The organism is Streptomyces sp. NPDC029164, assembly GCF_055563995.1.
Window position 1 is genome coordinate 1 of the sequence record NZ_JBVHWW010000069.1, and the last position, 17,612, is coordinate 17,612.

Sequence of the window (17,612 nt, forward strand, 5' to 3'; positions counted from 1 at the left end):
CCGGTCCACACGGTGAAACGTTCGTGCAGCTGATCAGCCCCTGCCGTGCCCGTCGGGCACCAGGGGCTTTGGTCTGCCCTGCCGCTTGGATGCGCCGTCCCCAGTCGAATCGGACCGCAGTGCCGGCTCGGCCAGGGTGACGCGATAGTCCGGCGGTGTTCTGCATGGACGAGATGTTGGACGTGCTCCTCGACGGGGTCACCGAGCCGCGCCTGAAGTTGATCAGCGGGGACGCGGCGAGGGCCTTGATGGTCCTCCTCGGGGTGCTCGACGATGACGCGCAGCCCGAGGAGATCCGTCATGCCGCCGGGGAGATGCGCTTCCGCCTCGGCTCCCGGCTGGCCTGAACCGGAGTCGCTACGGCACGGTCTCGTAGGAGACGGTCGCCCATCCGGGACACCTACGCGCAATCGCTGGAACCGGTGAGATCCACGCCCCCCGCAGCCCTGGCACTGTCTTCGCCGCTCCGAGCCTCATCGGCCACTACGTCCTCGACCACAGCCACCTGCCGCCCCAGCGGTTCATTGAGGCAGTCCTCGCCTTCGACCCGTACGGAGCCTGGTAGGCAAGGTTTCCAGGGATCAGGTTCCCGTGGATACCGGAGGATGCGGCCCTTCGCCACGTCGACGACGAGCTCCTCGGAGATCCTCAAGGGCCGCCGCTTCCGCTGGTCCCGGAACCTCGGCTGCTGGTACCTCCCGCACTCCCGCGACCGCGCCGCCGACCGTTTCACCCTCAACGTGGTGGCCGAGGCCGGGCCGCCCGCGCATCCACGGCCGCGTTCGCCGAGGCCCACCGCATCGGCTCCGCCATCCCCTTCGGTCAGCCCGTCCTCGTCGGCCACCACTCCGAGCGCCGGCACCGCCGATCCCTCGCCCGGATCGAGGCGAACGACCGTATCGGCATGGCCCAGGGCAACCGCGCCGAGCACTACGCAGGCGTGCTGAAGCCGGCGGCCACCGTGCGCACGGCGCCGAGCCGCCGGGACCGCCAAGCGGTTGACGGGGGTGATCGGCGCCGCCCAGGAGGAGGCCTTGGACGTGTGGGGCGAGGTCTGCGGCAAGACGTCGGGCACCCTGCACGGGGCGTGGCCGGGGGGTCTCGTAGACACCCTCGGTGGCCGCCGGGCAGATGGGTGTCCGGTCGCCACCATTCGAGGTCTCCCGCCGTTCCAAAGAGTGATGATATGTAACCTTCGGTGAGTGTCCCGACGTGAGCGGGGATGCCCCTTCCCGTAGAAGTGGCCGCTCCGTGCATGTCACGGAGGGCCCTCCCCTCCAGGAAAGGAAGCACATGAGGAAGCTGGCTTGGGCCGCGCGGGGCATGTCGGTCGTATCGGGAGCGGTACTGCTCGGGGCGCTCATGGTCCCGTCCGCGGTCGCCGATGACGGCCCGGGGAACGCCCCGGCTCCCAACAGCGCCATGACGGCGCAGGGCAAGAAGTGCGGTGCCCGCGACGTCAGCTCCGCCGCTCCGGACTTCAGCAACTTCCCCTCCGGCGTGATCTTCCGTGTCGCGACCGACGCGCAAGGACACTCGTTCGTCAACGACAGCCGGAACCCGGGCGTGTGGATCAACCTGGGCCTCCTCGCCAACGCGCCGACGTGCGTCATCGACAGCGCGGCCTCGGTCACCGAAAGTAACCCTGGCACCCTCTACATCACTTTGCTGGCCCAGGACGGGGTGCTGCACGAGGCCCGGTGCACCACCAACAACACGCCTTTCGCGCCGGGGAACATCGTGACGGCGTGCGGCACCGGGTTCTCGGTCCTCCCGAACACCCCTGTCGTCTGAGGTACGACAGGACCTGGCCAGGGGGTGTCCTGCCGACAGGCGGCAGGACACCCCCTGCCGAGCTCGTGCATGGTTGGCGGTGGCACGCCAGATCTTGATCCCTGATCATGCTCGTGTGGTGGGGAACGGGTCTCGTGCAGCGATCATCAGCGATCGGAGGATCACAGGGCTCTCAGCACATGTGATCGCCGAGGTCCGTCCGTTATGGCACGAACCACACCAGGCGAGCCTGGAGTCCAGGCCACGGCAGCGGGCCGTCGGCGCGGGTGCAAAGTACCGGCTGGTCTTTGCTGCAGACCGTCGTCCTTGCTCATGCTGCCGTGGCTCCGCGTCGGCCCTGACTCGGCGTAGCGGAGCGACGGGCAGGTGAGCCGGCAGCGGCCGGTGATCTCCAGCGACAAGCTGACGAGGACCACGTCGTGGCCCTGGTCGACGAGATCGAGCACGATGGGCATCTCCAAAGCGGTTCGCCATTCGCCATCGGCTACTGGTCGTGCGGTGGGTTCGGTTCCTCCCCCGCGTACATCCCTGTGAGTTCGGCGGCGATCCGGGCCAGCCACTGCCGTACCTCCGGCGGCTCCAGTACTTCGACCCGCCCTCCCAGTCCGGCCAGATGTCCTGCCAGGGCCTTGGCGGCCGGGCCGTCGACCCACACCTCGATCCAGCCGTCGGGCAGCGGGCCGCCGACGCGCACGCGGCCGCCGAGGAACCGTTGCAGCAGGGCCAGCGTGTCGGGGTGGACGCGGGCCCGGGCGGTCACCGCGTACATGCCGTCCTGGAAGGCTCCGGACAGTGTCCGCCAGGCCGTGGCGAGGTCGAAGTCGGGCGGCCGGGCCACCGGTTCGCCGGTCGGCTCGACGGAGGTGACCCGGCTGAGCCGGAAGGTGCGCAGGCCCTTGTCCGTACCGGCGACCAGGTAGTCGACGCCCGCCTTGGCCACGAGTCCGAGGGGGTCGACGGTGCGTTCGCCGGCTGGTTTGCCGACGCTCGCGTATCCGAGGCGGACGCGGATCCCGTCCACGACGGCGCCCTGGAGCGCGGAGCGGTGGGCGGCGTCGGCGGTGACGGCGTTGCGGGACCAGTCCGTGGCGTCGACGACCCCCGCGCGGGTCGCGGCTTGGGCCTGCGCCCGCAGGGTCGGCGGCAGGGCCCGAACCAGCTTGCGCAGCGTGGTGCGCAGTTCGGGGGTGGCCGACAGGGGGCCGGTGACGAGGAAGAGCGCCCGGATCTCGTCGGCGGTCAGCCCGGTGAGGTTGGTGCGGGCCCCGCCGACGAGGGACCAGCCGCCGCCGCGGCCGCGCTGCGAGTAGACGGGGATGCCGGCCGCGGCCAGGGCCTCCAGATCTCGGCGGGCGGTGCGCTCGGACACCTCCAGTTCGGCGGCCACTTCGGGGACGGTGACGCGGCCGCGTTCCTGGAGGAAGAGCAGGGTCGCCACCAGCCGGTCGGCTCTCATGTGCCGTTCTTCCTCCTTCGTGGGTGCCCGCGTCGTCGCCTTCGGCGCGTCGTCGCCTTTCATTCTCTTTGGAAAACTGGCCAGAAGGTGGCCAGTTTTGCTTACAGGATGAACCCATGAACAAGACCGAGCAGCCCATCGAGACCCCCTCCGACTCCCCCCGTACGGTCGACGCCTCCTTCGCGTTCGATCCGCGGACCGACCTCGCCGCGGCCGTCGAGCTGGCGGGCCGTACGCTGGCCGCCGTCCGGCCCGAGCAGTACGACGCCCCGACCCCCTGCGAGGAGTTCGATGTACGGCGGCTGTCGAGCCACCTCGTCGCCGTCGTGCGCCGGATCTCGGTGATCGGGCGCGGCGAGGACCCGTTCAGCGTCCCGTCCTTCGCCGACGAGATCGCCGACGGCGCATGGGCGGCGGCCTGGGTGCCGGGTGCCCGTGAGGTCGCGGAGGTGTGGGCGGATCCGGGTATCCTCGGCCGGCAGCTGCGCCTGCCGATGGGCGTCCTGCCGGGCGCGGCCGCCGCGGCCGTCTACACCCATGAACTCACGGTGCACACCTGGGACCTGGCCAGGGCGACCGGGCAGGACCCGGACTGGGACCCGGCGCTCATCGAGCGTGTGATCGGCGTCGTACGTCGCGCGCTCCCGGCCGAAACCCGCGGCGGGCGGATCCCCTTCGCGGAGGTGGTGGCCGTGGGCCCCGAGGCCCCGGCCATCGAGCGGCTGGTGGCCTGGGCCGGACGCCGGCCCTGAGGCCCCGGTGCGGGGGGCCCGGGACGGCCGACGAGGGTCAGCGACCACCCTCACGGGCCGCTGAGATCAGCTGGCTCGTCCTGTTCATCGGTGAGGTCGACGTCCGCCTCGTACAACGGGTTGGCCGCCGATCGTGTCCCGAGCCGGGTTGAGCCGGAGCGGGATGGCGCGCATTCTCGCAGGCTGCGGTGCCGTGGCAGAGCGGCCCCTTGCGATCGCCGTGGGCGAGGTCCCGCCCACGGCGACTGACGGAGACGGGGCGGACCTGCCCCCACCTGTCCGCGGGTTCACGTCCCGCGTGAAGGTCTGCCACCACTGCTACGTCACCCATGCCCACGGCAACAAGTGGATCTACGCCCGTATCGAGGGCACGAGCACCGAAGGCTGGCTGGCCGGCGACAAATCCAGTGCGGGCCGGTGTCCGCGGTTCGGTGAGCAGAGCGAGGTGGGGAAGCCGGTCCTGGGTCCGGCGCCCGCGCCGGGTCTGCGCCAACGGCCGGTCTTCCGCCGTGGTGGCGGTGAACAGCAGCGCACGGTAGCCGTCGGGCTTCGGATATGTGCTGTTGGACAGTCCGTCGCTTGGGCATCGGGTCGTTCGGACCACGCCGTGCGGAATCCACTCGTCTCTGATCGAGGATCCTGGCACTCTGCGTCTCATGTATGCAGACCCCATCGACCAGGCGCGGCGTCTCGTCCGCAGCCGCTTTCCCGATGCGCTCTCCGTGGTCCTCGCCGGCTCCACGACTGCCGGACGAGTCACTGCCAGCAGTGATCTGGACATCGCGGTGCTGGTCGAGGACGGCGGCGTGACCTGCCGGGAGACGATCCGGTTCGAGGAACGTGTCGTTGAACTCTTCATCCACACCCGGACCGGTCTCCTGGAGCTCTTCGCCGCAGACGTCGCCGCACGGCGGGCGGTCCTTCAGAACATGTACGCCTCCGGCCTCGTGCTGGTCGATTCCAATGGCGAGGCCGGGCGCGCCCGTGCCTTGGCCGAAGCAGACCTTCGTACAGGTCCGCCCGCACTGGCACCGGAGACCGTCGAAACAAGGCGCTACGGTCTGACGGACGCCTTGGACGACCTCGCTGACGCGCGTGACCCCATCGAGCGCCTGGCCGTGGCCGGGTACGTGGTCAACACCGCCGCCGATCTGCTCTGCGACCACCATCAGGCGTGGATCGGAGGCGGGAAGTGGTTGCCCCGCCGCCTGTTGGAAGCCGACCCACAACGCGGAGCCGCCCTGCTCGAAGGACACCACCGCTTGTGCGGGTCAGGCGACCCCGCGGCACTGATCAGCGCAGCGTGGAGAGTGCTCGACCTCGTCGGCGGCCCTCTCCGCGAGGGATACCGCAGGACCTGGGAGGGCACCATCGACTCGGTGGCCGCGGCGCGCTGACACACAGTGCCAGCACCGCAACCGACAACGGACAGCCGGCAGCCCCGTCCATAAAACTCGCTCGCCGGCAGCCAAGAGGCCGGAGGTCAGTCGCCAGGCTGTTGGCGGGGCGTCAGTGCAGTGCGCCCTCGCTCGCGTGGACGGCACGCAGGGCGCGCTCGACGGTCTCCTGGTTTTCGCCGACCGGCGCCACGTAGTCGAGGACGTCGCGCGCGGCCTTCTCCCCGAGCACGCGGGTGATCACCCAAGTGGCGAGGTACTGGGACGCCAGGCAGCCGCCTGCCGTGGCGATGTTCCCCTCGGCGTGGAACGGGGCGTCCAGCACGGTGACATCGCAGGCTTCGACGAAGGGCCGGCTGGTCCTGTCCGTACAGGCCGGCATGCCGGCCAGCAGCCCGAGCCGGGCCAGTACCAGTGCGCCGGAGCACTGGGAGCCGATCAGCTGGCGGGCGGGGTCGAGTGACAGTCTGGAGATCAGCCGGTCGTCGGCGACCACGTCGCGTGTTCTCACCCCGCTGCCGATCAGCACGACGTCGGCTTCGGTCACGAACTCCATGGGGCGCTGCCCGGTCACTTCGACGCCGTTCATCGATGTGACCTGGGGTGTTGGCGTCGTGATGAAGGCTTCCAAGCCGTCCTTGCGGCACCGGTTGATCAGAGCGGAAGCGATGAAGCTGTCGAGTTCGTTGAACCCGTCGAAGGTGACCACTGCTACCTGCATGACAACTCCTTTGAGTACGGCAACGATCAGGCCAGCACTCTCACCGACATGTCATTCCGGAGCGAGATCCAATCAGCAGCCAGTGGCATGCCTCCCGCCGCGCTGCGTCCCAAGCTCCGCCCCTGAGCAACGGGTGCGCTTGACGTCCCTGCCCACCGGCCGGCCGGATCCCGTCTGCGGCTCTGCGCCGTCCGCGCACGCGCCACGCCCGGGCGGTCCCAATCACCAGTGCGGTCGGGTACCGGGCGCCGGGCGCCGCAGCACGGCGCTGCCGGAGAGCGTGTCGCAGTTGCCGTCTGCGACCGGACGGGCGCGGCGCGGCGCGCCAGCGTGAGGCCGCCGGTGTCGCGCAAGCCCGGCTCGTGATCGCGTTGAATTCTGCACCGCAGGCGGTGAACAACCGGGAGAGCGGCCGCCAGGCGATCCCGGACATCCCTCCGTATGAATGAGCCCCGACCAGCCGGGGGGGGTGGGCTGGCCGGGGCCGGCCCGGCCAGCGGGGGGGGTGCCGGCCGGGGGCATGCGGGGCGGAGCCGCAAGGGCCGTCGTTTCACGGCGGATCCCCCGACTCCAGCCGAACGATCCTCGCAGGCGAACACGCGCCAGGCCTGCCGGACACGCATCCTGGCGGATATCACGCGCCCGGACTGCTTCCCTGGCCGGTATAGAGCGGGCGGTGTTCCATCCCCGCCCGCCGCGCCTCCGCGATGAGGCGGCGGTCAGAGCAGGCGTGTGCCTGCCTTACTGGCCGGTGTATCCCCGTCGGCAGGGCTCCGGTGCTGGGGTGCGGCGCGAGACGGGTGCCGGTGGCCAGGACGAACGTAGGATTGTGATCATGATTCGTTCGGCGGAGCGGAGTTGACCAGCCCGTGATGCCCCCGTACTGCGCGATCTGCAACGCGTCACTCTTGGACCACGACTACGAGACTTTCACGCTCGTGTACTTCCGTGCGATAGAGCCACCTCTCGGCAGGCCCTGAAGCCCATGTGGGTGCCCGGCCGCGGCCGCGGTGACGAGGAGCTCCGGGCGGCCTCGCCCGGCCCGTTTCAGGAGGGCCTGGAGGTTCTCCAGCAGTACGCCGAACGGGAAGTGGAATGCCGGGGCGGGCCTTCGTCGAGTGGCTGCCCGACAGCGCCGGACACCGCACCGGTAGCTGGGTGGGCCACCAGAAGTCCGTCGCGGCCGGCTCGGCCAGACGCGGCTCGCCGAGCTCGGCGTCGACTGGGCGGGGCCGTGACCGCCGGCACACCGTGAGCCCCGCAGCTGTCCGTAGGACGCAGGGGCTCGGGCCAGGGCCGGGTGCGCGGCGGCGGTCAGGCGAGAAAGGATCAGATGGGGCGGACCTGCTGCGCCTGGGGACCCTTGGGGCCCTGGCCGGTGGTGAACTCCACCCGCTGGTTCTCTTCGAGTGACCGGAACCCGGACGCATCGATCTCGGAGAAATGCACGAACACGTCCGGAGTACCGTCATCCGGCGCGATGAACCCGAACCCCTTCTCCGCGTTGAACCACTTCACAGTCCCCTGAGCCATGACATGCCTTCCCGATCCACCCCAGCCCGCGAACACCGCGGCCGGCAGCAACCCGATACTCCCCCACCCTGCGCAGGCGAAACACCACCCGGGAGTGAACGAGACGAGACCGAGGACGACAACTCCCCGCCCGTCGGCGGCCCCGCCCCACAACCAGGTGGCGAAGGCCGCCGCGGCTCTGCGACCGCCTCCTCCGTCATCTCCATCCACGGGCCCAGCCGCTGCCTCAAGAACCGCCTCGCCGCGATCGAGCGAGACACAGACGCAGCCTGACAACGAGGCGGCTCCTCCCGGCAGCTGGCCCGTGACGGGCTAACGGCCGTCGGGGGGCAGGCTGCCGAACAGCGGTGGCGTCCAAGAGGCCCCCCTTCACCGCTCTCCGACACGTGAGAGAAGAGACGCTACGGGACGGAAGCAAGCACCCGAACGGGAGCTACCGCGGTGCACACATCTCCGTACTCGGCGGTGCACACAGAGAAGTACGCGGACACGGCGAGGATTCCGCTCGCATGCTGAGAGGGCTGGTGCGGGCTGGCGCTTTTCTGCTGACTGGCGTGCCCTCCCCCGAACGCCCGCCCGGTTGGCCCCTGATGGACGGCTGTCCGGTACAGGCCGGCCGACTCGGCCGGGCCCAGGGCGCCGGGGTGTCCCGGGAAGACGGCGTGGGCTTCTTTGTGAGGGGTCAGCCGATGCGGACGGTGACCTCGGGGAGGGGTATGTCGGAAAGGTTCAGCTGGAGCCCGGCCAGGGTCAGGTAGGTCTGCGAGTCACTCAAGGTGGTGGACGGCGCCTGGGTCTTCCCGCGCGTGCTCACCAGCAGGTACCAGCCGCCGCGCTTGTAGCTGCAGGAGGCGTCGGCGCGGTCGCCGTTCGGGTTCAGCGTCCAGCCCTGGCGCTCCAGGTCGGCGCAGATCGCGTTCATCTCCGACTGTGCGGCGGTCTTCTCGCGGACGGCCGTCCAGCCCGTCCTGTTCGAGTTGGCGCCGGCCGCGCCGATCGGGCGGCCCTGCGCCGGGTCGAGGCCCGCCGCGTTGACCGCGGTCCGGATCACCTCGTCCACGGCGTCGCGGGTGAGGGGCGGTGACGTGGACTCCGGTGTGGGCGCCGCCGTGGAGGGGGACGGCGTGGGCGCGGGCGCGCCCAGGTGGATGCGCCCGTCGTCTTCTATCTGGATGTGGTCCGGCAGGAGCACGGCGGCCAGACTCACGATCAAGGTCGCGGCCAGCCCGATCCACACCCTCTTCAACAGCGCGTTCAACGCGGAACTCCCCCCGAGTGATCATTCAGAGGGAGTCTCACACATACTGCTCGGCGGCCGGTCACCCCGCCGAACCCTGTCGCACATCACCCGGCTCAAACCGGACTTCTCGCGGCCGGAGTCCATGAAGGCGTTCACGGCCGGGGCCGTGGCTCCGTGCAACTGCCAGGTAGGCACCGCCTCGTGCAAAGGGGTGGGGCTGAAGCCGTGACCAACGTCCAGAACCCCCCGCAGGCCCTCGGCCCCGCCCGGCCTCGGGGATCTCCGGAGGCCGACACCCACCGCTCCGCACGTCGATCGGCCCGGAGCCGGGCGAGGAGCTGGGCCGGAGCCCGGGGTGCAGGCGCGTACGGGGAGGTGCGCCGGCCTCGGTGGCGCTATTCGCTGCGCGGCGGCAGCCGTTGTGTGATCCGGTCGAACAGGTCTGTCAGCGGTTCGCCGACGTCTTGGCCGAAATCGGTCAGCCCGTAGGTGACCTGGGGCGGTGTCGTCGGCTCGACCTCCCGCCAGACCAGGCCGTCCTGGACCAGCGCGCGCAGGGTCTGGGCGAGCATCTTCTCGCTGATGCCCTGGATGCTGTCACGCAGCTCGTAGAACCGGAGGCTGTTGCTGCGCAAGGAGATCAGCACCCAGACGCCCCACCTGCTGGTCACGTGGTCGACAACGTCGCGCGCGGGGCAGTCGGTGTGAAACACGTCATACCGCTTGCCCGCCTCGGGCTGTCCGTCCTGCACGCTTCCCGTCATGTCATGAACTTACCTGAAGGTATGTCCTTACCAGAAGTTAGCCCTGCTCCTAGCGTGAGGCCACCGAGGACATCTGACGAGGAGTTACTCATGATCGTGGTGACCGGGGCTACCGGGAACATCGGCCGGCCGTTGACGCAGGAGCTGGTTGAGGCGGGCCGGCAGGTGACGGCCGTGTCACGGCATACGGCGGCGGTGCCGGACGGGGCCCGCCATGTGGTGGCCGACCTGGCCGAACCGGCCGGCCTCAGGCCCGCGTTGGCCGGGGCGAAAGCGCTGTTCCTGCTGCTGTCCGGCGACCTGCACGCCACCGGAGCCGGCCCTGCCGACATCATCGGCGAAGCCGCGGCCTGCGGGGTGCGCAGGGTCGTCCTGCTTTCCACGCTGGGCGTGGCGACCAGGCCCTTCGGCTCGACACGGATCGCGATGCGCGCGCTGGAGGACACACTGCGGGAGTCCGGCCTGGAGTGGACCGTCCTGCGGCCGGGCGGCTTCGCCTCCAACGCGCTGTGGTGGGCCGAGTCCGTCCGCGCGCAGCGGGTCGTCGCCGCGCCCTTCGGCGACGTCGGGGTGCCGATCATCGACCCGGCGGACATCGCCGCGGTCGCGGCCGCCTGCCTGCTGGATGACCGGCACACCCACGGCGTGTACGAGCTGACCGGCCCGAAGGTGATCACTCCGCGCCAACAGGCGGAGGCCATCGCCGCCGCGCTGGGCTCTCCGGTGAGGTTCCACGAGCTCACCCGCGGCGAGGCCAAAGCCGCCATGACCCGGAGCATGCCGGCGGAACTCGCCGACGACACCCTGGACATCCTTGGTTCACCGAGCCCGGCCGAACTGCGGGTCAGCCCGGACGTCCAGCGGGTCCTCGGCCGCGCGCCGCGCCCCTTCGCCGAGTGGGCGACCCGCAACGTCGCCGCGTTCCGCTGAGGGATCAGGGAGCCCGCCACCCCCGGAGCATCCGGCAGCGCCGCGCCACTGATTCCGTCAGAGCCACGTGGCTCACGGCGGGGGTGGACGCGCGTGAGCGCGGCCGGACCGGGGAGGAAGCCGGGGCCGCGCTCACGTGTCACACGGGAAACCGGCAAGGCTCCCCGGTGCGCTGCTGGGGTGGATCAGGCGTTGACGCAGGTGTTGCCGAAGGCCGGGTTGAGCAGCGCGATGATGTTGACGGTGTTGCCGCAGACGTTGACGGGAACGTGGACCGGGACCTGAACGAGGTTCCCAGAGGCGACACCCGGCGAGCCGATGGCCGCACCATGGGCACCGGCGTCGGCGGAAGCCATTCCCGCCGCGCCAAGGAGGATGGCGCCGGTAGCGGTGATGACGGCCGTGGTCTTCTTCACTGAGGTCTCCTTCAGGATGTGCGTCTGAACGGTGAGCGAAAGGGGGCGTCGGCCGTGGGCCGGGCCGGTAGGCCGGGCCCCTGCCGGGCGCTTGTCCTCTCCAACACCTGTACCGGCTGCTTGGACACGGTGGTCGACCCGTTCGGGTGCCGCGCGTACGCCGGGCTGCGCGGGCCGGCGTACGAGAGCGTTCCGCCCCTCATCGGAAGACCGGACGGTGCAGCGGGATCGGGAAGCACCCGGGCCACGGCCCCCGGCGCGCGTTCTTCCGGCCTGACGTGCCGTGACACCACGTCGCGCAGCCTGGGCTCGGGCCCGGTCTGATATCCGGGCCCCGGGCCTGGCCTGCGATGATGAGGGAGTGCCAGAGCCAGGGACCACTGCCGTCGTCATTGTCCTGCCCGATGCCGCTCCGCTCCTCGATGCGGCGCGGCGTATCGACCCGGCTCTGGTGCGGCATGGGGTGCCGGCGCACGTCTCGCTCCTCTACCCGTTCGTGCCGGCATCGGCGCTGACGGGTCAGGACGAGAAGGACGTGCGCTCCCTGGCGGCGAACTTTCCGGCAGCCGATCTGCTCTTGGAGGAGCTCGTGACGGCATCCGGGTTCGTCGCCGTCAGCGTTCCGGAACTCCAGCCGATCGTCGACGCGTACCGCGCCCGGTGGCCCGGAGTGCGCCCGTACAAGGGCCGCTTCGGGGTGCGGCCCGCCGCCCATGTCACGGTCGCCATGGGTGCAGACGATCCGACGCCCTCCGCCCAGGTCCGCGCTGCGGTCGGCAGCCTGCTGCCTCTGCGCACCCGTGCGGCCGCGGTCCAGCTGGTGGTGCTGACGGAGGAAGGCTGGCGGCCTCGGTTCACCGCGCCGCTCGGCGGCGCGGACGGACGGTGAACACCGCCCGCCGACGCCGTGGCCGGGGCAGCCCTTGCGAGCGGCGGTTGGCGGACGGGCCGGCCCACGCCCGCTGCGCAGGCGTGGGCCGGCCTTTGCTCCTCGCGGGAGCGTGGGCAGATGTGCGGCCAGTGCCGCACCCGTTGCACCCGTTGGGTTCAGGGCGTCAGCACTCGCGCAGGCCCGGTGCGGGGTCGACCGACGTGTGGACGTCCACGGCCGCTACGTTGCCCCACTGGCCGTTGTCCAACTGGGTCCAGTACCAGACGTTGTTGCCGCCGGCGTGCTGGTCGCCGCGGCCCCAGCACTGGAACCAGCTGGGGCTCGTGTTCAGCGGTCCCCGCACCGCGGAGTTGTACCGGCGGTGCTCGTAGCCCTTGGCGCCGACCCGGTTGCCGCACCACAGTTTGCCGTCGGCGCGGACGCCACATTCGGCGGCCGCGCTCTTCCCGGTGGTGGGCGTCGCCGCGGCGGGCCCGCTCACGCCGGCCATGCTGCCGACCAGCGCGACGGCGGTGAGCCCCAGGACGATCTTCCTGCCTGCGTCCATGCTTCCTCCTCGGAATGGCTCCCTCGGGAGCCGGATGATGGGTGATGGGTGATCAGTTGCTCAGGGGCAGGTGCGTACGCCGTCCAGCCAGGCGGCGCCCTTGATGTAGATGTTGGTGATCCACGCCCCGTACTCGGGCAGGTAGGACCAGGCGTCGTTGGTGTAGCCGTCCGCCGTCACCACTTCGGCGTGCTTCTGGCACTCGACGCGCACCGTGGTCGGGCCGGGGAAGCGGTGTACCCGCGGGCTGGTGGTGGACGGCTCCTTGTGGGTCCACACGTCGGTGCCCCACGTGCTGAACGTGCCGGGTGCCGCGGCCGGCGCGATGCGGACCGCTCCCGCGTAGTCCCCGCCCAGGCGTACGTCGCTGACGGTGATCCGGGTACCCGATTCCCGGGCCTCGACCATCTTCCCCGCGCCCAGATAGATCGCGATGTGGTGGACGGAGCCCCCCGAGCCCCACGCCAGCAGGTCCCCCGGGAGCAGCGGCCCGGTCCCCTGGGCGGCCGTGAAACGCTGGTTCGCCTGCGGCGCATGGAACTGGTGGTATGCGTTGCCGGGCAGCGGGTCGCCGCCGGCCGCGCGGGCGTAGGCGTACCGGACCAGTCCCGAGCAGTCGAAGCCGAGCCGCTCCGGGTCGTGCGCGCTGTCCGGATCGCTCGGGTCGACCTGCCCGTATGTCGGGCCCGGCTGTTGGCCGTGGCCGCCGCCCCAGGTGTACCAGACGCCGATCTGTTCGCACGCGGCTCCCACGGCCCTCTCGGCGACCGCGGAGGCCCCGGGGGCGAGTACGCCACATGCCGCGGCTGCCGTCGGTGCCGCGAGCGCCGTGGTGCTGCGGGCGCCTCCCCATGTGGTCAGGAGGGTGAGCACCGCCACCGCCGCGACCGCCGTTCTCCGCATCGCCATGTCCTGCTCCCCCGTCCCCGTTCCCGCCGCGCGGTGTCCCGCGGGGCGTCGTGCCCGTTGTGGTGTTCGCGGTGTGCTCGTCGTACGGAGCACGGACCGGCCCTCCGCCGGTCTGTCGGTCTGTCGGTCTGTCGGTCGGGCACTCCGAGACTGTGCCCCGCCACCCCTGCGTGTCGAGGAAGCGCGGGTCGCCCACCGCAACGGGCAACGGGCAACTCCCGGGAAACCCCCTCCCAGCTGGTCATTTGAAGGCCCGTCAACAAACCACTCGGTGAGGGCCCGTGACCCCCCTGTATCGCGTGGCGGGTTCCGGTCCTGGCCCGGGGTGACCGCGGTGACGGGGGCCGTGTGGGGATGGCTGACGTCACCCGCCGATCCCGGCTTCGGCTCGACCTGGAGAATGCCGCGGTATGAACTCTCAGTCACCGCCAGGTCCTCTGGGCAGAGCGCTCCTCGCCGTGCGGGGGTACCCGCGCCGTGCGCCGCTGACCCTCGCCTATGTCTGTCTGTTGCTGGCCGGCCATGCCTGGGTCGCTCACGGGCTGTCCGCCGATCGGGCGGCCGGCGTGCTGGGGTACCTCAGCACCAACCTGGACAACCTGCAGGACCATCCGTTGTCCGCGCTGCTGGGCAGCGCGCTGTTCTTCGACGGCACGCTCACGGATGTCACCTCGACCGACTTCGTGGGTACCTTGATCACCCTGGGCCTCGGTGTCTGCTGCTTCCTGGCCTGGGCGGAGCACCGGTGGGGAAAGCGGCGCGCCGTGGCCGTGTTCCTCGGCGGGCACGTCGCGGCGACCCTGCTCACCGCTGTCGTCATCAACGTCGCGCTGCGGCACGGCTGGTATCCGGCGGCCGTGCGGCAGGCCTTGGACTACGGGGTCAGTTACGGCGCGCAGACCGTGCTGGCGGTCGGCACACTCGCCCTCCCCGGCTGGGGTCGCCTGCCCTGGGTCGTCTTCGTGCTCGCGTGGCCGCTCGGCGGTGCCGACTGGACCGGGCCGCTGCCGGACTTCACCACGATCGGCCATCTCGTGGCGGCGGCCCTTGGCTTCGCGCTGTTGGGTGTTCCGGCTTTCAGGCGGCAACGGGTCCGCGCCGGCGGGCCGTCCTGTCCCGCGGGCGGCTTCGGGGCGCGGCGGGGCTGCGTTCCGGAATCGACGTCATCGGCGGCCGGAGCAAAGACTCCTCCCTCATCGCTCTGAGCTCCGGCGACGGCGCGAGCAGGGCGCGGCGAGTGCGGCAGCAGCGTCTCACCGTCTTTACGTGGCGGGGTCGACGGGCCGTTTGTAGTACCGCCACGGGAACCATCCGGCGCCGACCGGAATCCATCCTTCGGATTCCAGTCGGCGGTGGCGCGCGGCGGTGGGGAGCGTGACCCGGCAGTGCTCCCAGGGGTGGCCGGACGCCTCCACCTCGTGGAAGAAGGGGCCATAGCCGACCGTGTGCCAGCCGGCACGGCCGGCCTCCTCCAGAGCGGCCATCTCGTCGAACGCGGTCAACCCGCTGAGGGTGCGGCGCTTCGGGGCATTCGCCCCGTCGGCGGGCGGTGCCGACGGACCGGCCCCCGCGGTCTTGCCCGAGAAGCGCTGCTGGGCGGCCTGGCGGCTCACTCCCAGGACGCGGCCCACCGTGTCCCAGCTGTGGCCGGCGGACCTGGCGCCCTGGACGGCCTCGCGCAGCAGCCGACTCGCCTCCTCGGCGCCGACGCGCGAGGCGTCCACCAGGCGCAGGTACCCGTGGGCGTCGTGTTCGAGTGAGTCGGCGAGTCCGTCGGGGGCGCCGAGGACGGCTGCGGCGATCCCTTCCCGGATCCGGTCCGTCTCCGCCGGGTTGAGCAGTGGTTCGTCGCTCATCGGCGCGGTCCGGCAAGGGGTTCGAGGGCGTCGAGGACTGCCTCGTCGCGGCGTGCCTGCTCGGCGCAGTCGCGGGCCGCCCGGGCGGTCAGGGCGGCCGTGCAGACGATGAGAAGGAGGCTGCCGACGACCAGGGCGAGGGTGGCGAAGGTGCCGAGCCGGCCGCCGAACATCGCCGTCATGGCCGGCAGCGTCACGGCGAGTGGCAGTACGGCGGCCATGGGTGTGGGTAGGGGTGCGGGTGTGGTGGCGGGTGTGGTCGCGGGAAGGAGGTTCCGGTGCCGGGCCGCCTTCGACTTCAAGATCAACATGCGTCAAGAAAACCTTGACACAGCCGAGTTGTCAAGCATTTCTTGACGCCTACGTCCCGTACCCGGGTGACCGGCAGCGACGAGGGCGCCCGCGCGAGAAATCGCTGGGCGGACCACGGCGGCCGCTGCTGCTTTCCCGGTGGGCGGGGCTCTGCGGGCCCAGCGACACCATCAGCGGCAGGTTCCACAGCAGGCGGTGCGGGTTGGGGCTGCCGCCGGGCCCCGCCATGGCCACGGCCTCGGCGACGTCCTCCCCGGCCACGGCCCAGCACAGGCTCCGGAACGCCTGCGCCGCCCCTTGGAGCTTCGAGCTCCTCGAGTTCCAGGCGGGCGTGACCTGTTCGGCGATCGAGCTGAGGCGCTCCTTGGAAATCTTGTGGTGCAGTGCGCCGGTCTTCCACTCGGCGGGCAGCGCGTAGGCACGTGGACTTGTCCGGGACCTCGCGGGCGCTGCTCGGTGGTGGGGCCGGCCTGCCGGCGGCTGGAGACGTGGTCAGGGCGCTCCCCTCACGGCCCGCCGACGCGGACCGCGCTCCTCTTCGGTCCCCGGGGAGCGGCCGTCCACCGGTTCCGGCGCATGGGGAAGGGCGCGGACGACGGGCACCGCAAGGGCTGCCGCTACCGCCCCGTACGCCCCACCGGGCATGCTCGGTGACGATCCGTGAGGCGTGTCGCGCGCCGGGAAAACCGCGGGCCGCACCGGCGGGGCGCCCGCTACGATCGGCCCCTCACCTGATCATGGCGGTCCGACGGAGGCACCGATGACCCTGGCCCCGGTGCGGACGCCCGCCCATCCCGAACGGCTGGAGCGAGGACACCCGTTCCGCCAGTGGAAGACCTGGCGCATACCGGGGACCGAGCTCATCCTCACCGGGTACTCGCGCGCCAACGACAAGACCTTCTTCCACATCCCGGAGTTGCGCTGCGCGCTCGACGCCGGCCTGGCGGAAGGGCGCCGGCCGGAGACCGTCTTCCTCACCCACACCCACCACGACCACTCCAAGGACCTCGACTACCTCGCCGCCCGGCCCGACGGTGTCGACATCCACCTGCCCGCCGCGTCGGCGCCGTACGTGGAGACCTTCCTGCGGGCCTCCGCCGAACTGAACCACGGACCCGCCTACGACCCCTCGCTCGCCGCGGGCTGCCGGCTGCACGGGGTGCGCGGTGGCGACGAGTTCACGTTCGGACGCCGCGGCCACCGTGTGCGGGTGGTGGAGTGCGTCCACAAGGTGCCGTGCGTGGGGTACGCGTTCTCGGAACCCCGCAAGGTGCTGCTGCCCGAGTACGAGGAACTGCGGCGCGGCCTCGCGGAGCAGGGCCGGGGTGCGGAGTTCGGCCGTGTCCTCGCGCAGCGCCGCAAGGAGGGCGCCGAGGTCGAACGGGAGCTGCTCAGGCCGTTGTTCGCGTTCCTCGGGGACACCCACGTCAGCGTCTTCGAGGACAACCCGTGGCTGTTCGAGTACCCGGTGATCATCACCGAGTGCACGTTCCTCGACGACGCCGAGCTGGCCCGGGCCGAGCGGGTCGGGCACACCGTGTGGAGCCGGCTGAAGCCCGTCGTCGAGGCCCACCCGGACACCCTCTTCGTGCTCACCCACTTCAGCCTGCGTCATTCGGACCAGGACGTGCTCGACTTCTTCCGCGAGGAGCGGCCCGGGAACGTGCTGCTGTGGGCGCATCCGGAGAGCCGGCTGCCCGAACAGCACCAGTGACGGCTGCCGCACGGATCAGGTCAGCCGCTCCAGGCCCTCCGCACTCTGCCGTCCTCGACCCCGACCTCGAAGTTCAGCCTGCCTTCGAGGTACTCCATGGTCAGCATCGTGCCGGGCGGGACCATGCGCACAGCCGTCCAGCCGCGCGCTCGGGCCCGGCGCTCGGCCTCGTCGGCGTCGAGCCCTGCGTAGTGCGCCGGATCGTCGGCGGTGGGTGAGGAAGCGGAAGCAGCCATGGCTCTCACCTGCCCTGCCCATGCGGTGCACAAGCGCTGTGAGCCGGTGCGGCGGCCGGAAAGGCCGAAGCCCCTGGGGCCCGACGGGCCTGACAGGGGCTGATCAGCTGCATGGCGGGCTTCACCGTGACCGTGTGGACCGA

Annotated in this window: 21 protein-coding genes; 10 read left to right on the top strand and 11 right to left on the bottom strand. The window is 71.1% G+C overall.

Translation table 11 applies throughout. The annotated features are described in order from the left end of the window. The first annotated feature begins 164 nt into the window (after positions 1-164). The 4 genes from ACZ4VT_RS36465 to ACZ4VT_RS36480 all read left to right on the top strand — a co-directional run bounded on the left by ACZ4VT_RS36465 (position 165) and on the right by ACZ4VT_RS36480 (position 1,794). Positions 165-347, top strand: coding sequence for a hypothetical protein (locus tag ACZ4VT_RS36465; protein WP_467955657.1), 183 nt, complete (start codon positions 165-167; stop codon positions 345-347). 80 nt (positions 348-427) lie between these two features. Next, complete coding sequence (locus ACZ4VT_RS36470) at positions 428-565, top strand: DUF7919 family protein (protein WP_467955674.1); 138 nt, start codon at positions 428-430, stop codon at positions 563-565. A gap of 246 nt (positions 566-811) precedes the next feature. After that, the gene (locus tag ACZ4VT_RS36475; RefSeq protein WP_467955675.1) at positions 812-1,192 is read left to right on the top strand and encodes a DUF3560 domain-containing protein; all 381 of its coding nucleotides are present in this window, start codon (positions 812-814) and stop codon (positions 1,190-1,192) included. Between the two features lie 101 nt (positions 1,193-1,293). Next, positions 1,294-1,794 (top strand): hypothetical protein, encoded by a 501-nt coding sequence (locus ACZ4VT_RS36480; RefSeq protein ID WP_467955658.1) that lies wholly within the window; start codon positions 1,294-1,296, stop codon positions 1,792-1,794. A gap of 484 nt (positions 1,795-2,278) precedes the next feature. On the opposite strand, the gene ACZ4VT_RS36485 is transcribed toward ACZ4VT_RS36480, so the two are convergent. After that, positions 2,279-3,250 carry a helix-turn-helix transcriptional regulator gene (locus tag ACZ4VT_RS36485; RefSeq protein ID WP_467955659.1) on the bottom strand — a complete coding sequence of 324 codons (972 nt, stop codon included), beginning with the start codon at positions 3,248-3,250 and terminating at the stop codon, positions 2,279-2,281. A 116-nt stretch (positions 3,251-3,366) separates the two neighbouring features. On the opposite strand from ACZ4VT_RS36485, the gene ACZ4VT_RS36490 reads away from it, so the two are divergent. Together ACZ4VT_RS36490 and ACZ4VT_RS36495 are read left to right on the top strand one after the other, a co-directional pair. Beyond that, the gene (locus tag ACZ4VT_RS36490) at positions 3,367-4,002 is read left to right on the top strand and encodes a TIGR03086 family metal-binding protein (protein WP_467955660.1); all 636 of its coding nucleotides are present in this window, start codon (positions 3,367-3,369) and stop codon (positions 4,000-4,002) included. Positions 4,003-4,658: 656 nt separating this feature from the next. Beyond that, positions 4,659-5,399: a nucleotidyltransferase domain-containing protein gene (locus ACZ4VT_RS36495; RefSeq protein WP_467955661.1), complete on the top strand. Its 741-nt coding sequence runs from the start codon at positions 4,659-4,661 to the stop codon at positions 5,397-5,399. 112 nt (positions 5,400-5,511) lie between these two features. On the opposite strand, the gene ACZ4VT_RS36500 is transcribed toward ACZ4VT_RS36495, so the two are convergent. From ACZ4VT_RS36500 to ACZ4VT_RS36515, 4 genes are all read right to left on the bottom strand, one after another. Further along, positions 5,512-6,120, bottom strand: coding sequence for a type 1 glutamine amidotransferase family protein (locus tag ACZ4VT_RS36500; protein ID WP_467955662.1), 609 nt, complete (start codon positions 6,118-6,120; stop codon positions 5,512-5,514). Positions 6,121-7,449: 1,329 nt separating this feature from the next. After that, complete coding sequence (locus ACZ4VT_RS36505; RefSeq protein ID WP_314247744.1) at positions 7,450-7,653, bottom strand: cold-shock protein; 204 nt, start codon at positions 7,651-7,653, stop codon at positions 7,450-7,452. A 682-nt stretch (positions 7,654-8,335) separates the two neighbouring features. Then, complete coding sequence (locus tag ACZ4VT_RS36510) at positions 8,336-8,911, bottom strand: hypothetical protein (RefSeq protein ID WP_467955663.1); 576 nt, start codon at positions 8,909-8,911, stop codon at positions 8,336-8,338. 377 nt (positions 8,912-9,288) lie between these two features. Continuing rightward, positions 9,289-9,657: a winged helix-turn-helix transcriptional regulator gene (locus ACZ4VT_RS36515; protein ID WP_467955664.1), complete on the bottom strand. Its 369-nt coding sequence runs from the start codon at positions 9,655-9,657 to the stop codon at positions 9,289-9,291. A 90-nt stretch (positions 9,658-9,747) separates the two neighbouring features. Here ACZ4VT_RS36515 and ACZ4VT_RS36520 point away from each other — a divergent pair, with 90 nt between their 5' ends. Continuing rightward, the gene (locus ACZ4VT_RS36520; RefSeq protein ID WP_467955665.1) at positions 9,748-10,587 is read left to right on the top strand and encodes an SDR family oxidoreductase; all 840 of its coding nucleotides are present in this window, start codon (positions 9,748-9,750) and stop codon (positions 10,585-10,587) included. Between the two features lie 185 nt (positions 10,588-10,772). On the opposite strand, the gene ACZ4VT_RS36525 is transcribed toward ACZ4VT_RS36520, so the two are convergent. Beyond that, entirely contained in the window at positions 10,773-10,943 is a 171-nt protein-coding gene (locus ACZ4VT_RS36525) for a chaplin (RefSeq protein WP_467955676.1), read from the bottom strand. A 421-nt stretch (positions 10,944-11,364) separates the two neighbouring features. Here ACZ4VT_RS36525 and ACZ4VT_RS36530 point away from each other — a divergent pair, with 421 nt between their 5' ends. After that, positions 11,365-11,892 carry a 2'-5' RNA ligase family protein gene (locus ACZ4VT_RS36530; RefSeq protein WP_467955666.1) on the top strand — a complete coding sequence of 176 codons (528 nt, stop codon included), beginning with the start codon at positions 11,365-11,367 and terminating at the stop codon, positions 11,890-11,892. A gap of 166 nt (positions 11,893-12,058) precedes the next feature. Here ACZ4VT_RS36530 and ACZ4VT_RS36535 read toward each other — a convergent pair whose 3' ends face one another. Beyond that, positions 12,059-12,442 carry a hypothetical protein gene (locus ACZ4VT_RS36535; RefSeq protein ID WP_467955667.1) on the bottom strand — a complete coding sequence of 128 codons (384 nt, stop codon included), beginning with the start codon at positions 12,440-12,442 and terminating at the stop codon, positions 12,059-12,061. 60 nt (positions 12,443-12,502) lie between these two features. Next, positions 12,503-13,351 (bottom strand): C40 family peptidase, encoded by an 849-nt coding sequence (locus tag ACZ4VT_RS36540; RefSeq protein ID WP_467955668.1) that lies wholly within the window; start codon positions 13,349-13,351, stop codon positions 12,503-12,505. Positions 13,352-13,761: 410 nt separating this feature from the next. On the opposite strand from ACZ4VT_RS36540, the gene ACZ4VT_RS36545 reads away from it, so the two are divergent. Further along, positions 13,762-14,556 carry a rhomboid-like protein gene (locus ACZ4VT_RS36545; protein ID WP_467955669.1) on the top strand — a complete coding sequence of 265 codons (795 nt, stop codon included), beginning with the start codon at positions 13,762-13,764 and terminating at the stop codon, positions 14,554-14,556. Positions 14,557-14,613: 57 nt separating this feature from the next. On the opposite strand, the gene ACZ4VT_RS36550 is transcribed toward ACZ4VT_RS36545, so the two are convergent. Together ACZ4VT_RS36550 and ACZ4VT_RS36555 are read right to left on the bottom strand one after the other, a co-directional pair. After that, on the bottom strand, positions 14,614-15,207 hold the full coding sequence (locus tag ACZ4VT_RS36550) for a hypothetical protein (protein WP_467955670.1): 594 nt from the start codon (positions 15,205-15,207) through the stop codon (positions 14,614-14,616). Continuing rightward, positions 15,204-15,518 (bottom strand): hypothetical protein, encoded by a 315-nt coding sequence (locus ACZ4VT_RS36555; protein WP_467955671.1) that lies wholly within the window; start codon positions 15,516-15,518, stop codon positions 15,204-15,206. Before ACZ4VT_RS36555 ends, ACZ4VT_RS36550 begins: the two co-directional genes overlap by 4 nt. A gap of 761 nt (positions 15,519-16,279) precedes the next feature. On the opposite strand from ACZ4VT_RS36555, the gene ACZ4VT_RS36560 reads away from it, so the two are divergent. Next, positions 16,280-17,233 (top strand): MBL fold metallo-hydrolase, encoded by a 954-nt coding sequence (locus tag ACZ4VT_RS36560; protein ID WP_467955672.1) that lies wholly within the window; start codon positions 16,280-16,282, stop codon positions 17,231-17,233. Between the two features lie 20 nt (positions 17,234-17,253). Here the strand turns inward: ACZ4VT_RS36560 and ACZ4VT_RS36565 are convergent, their stop codons facing one another. Continuing rightward, positions 17,254-17,469: an I78 family peptidase inhibitor gene (locus ACZ4VT_RS36565; protein ID WP_467955673.1), complete on the bottom strand. Its 216-nt coding sequence runs from the start codon at positions 17,467-17,469 to the stop codon at positions 17,254-17,256. Between the last annotated feature and the right edge of the window lie 143 nt (positions 17,470-17,612).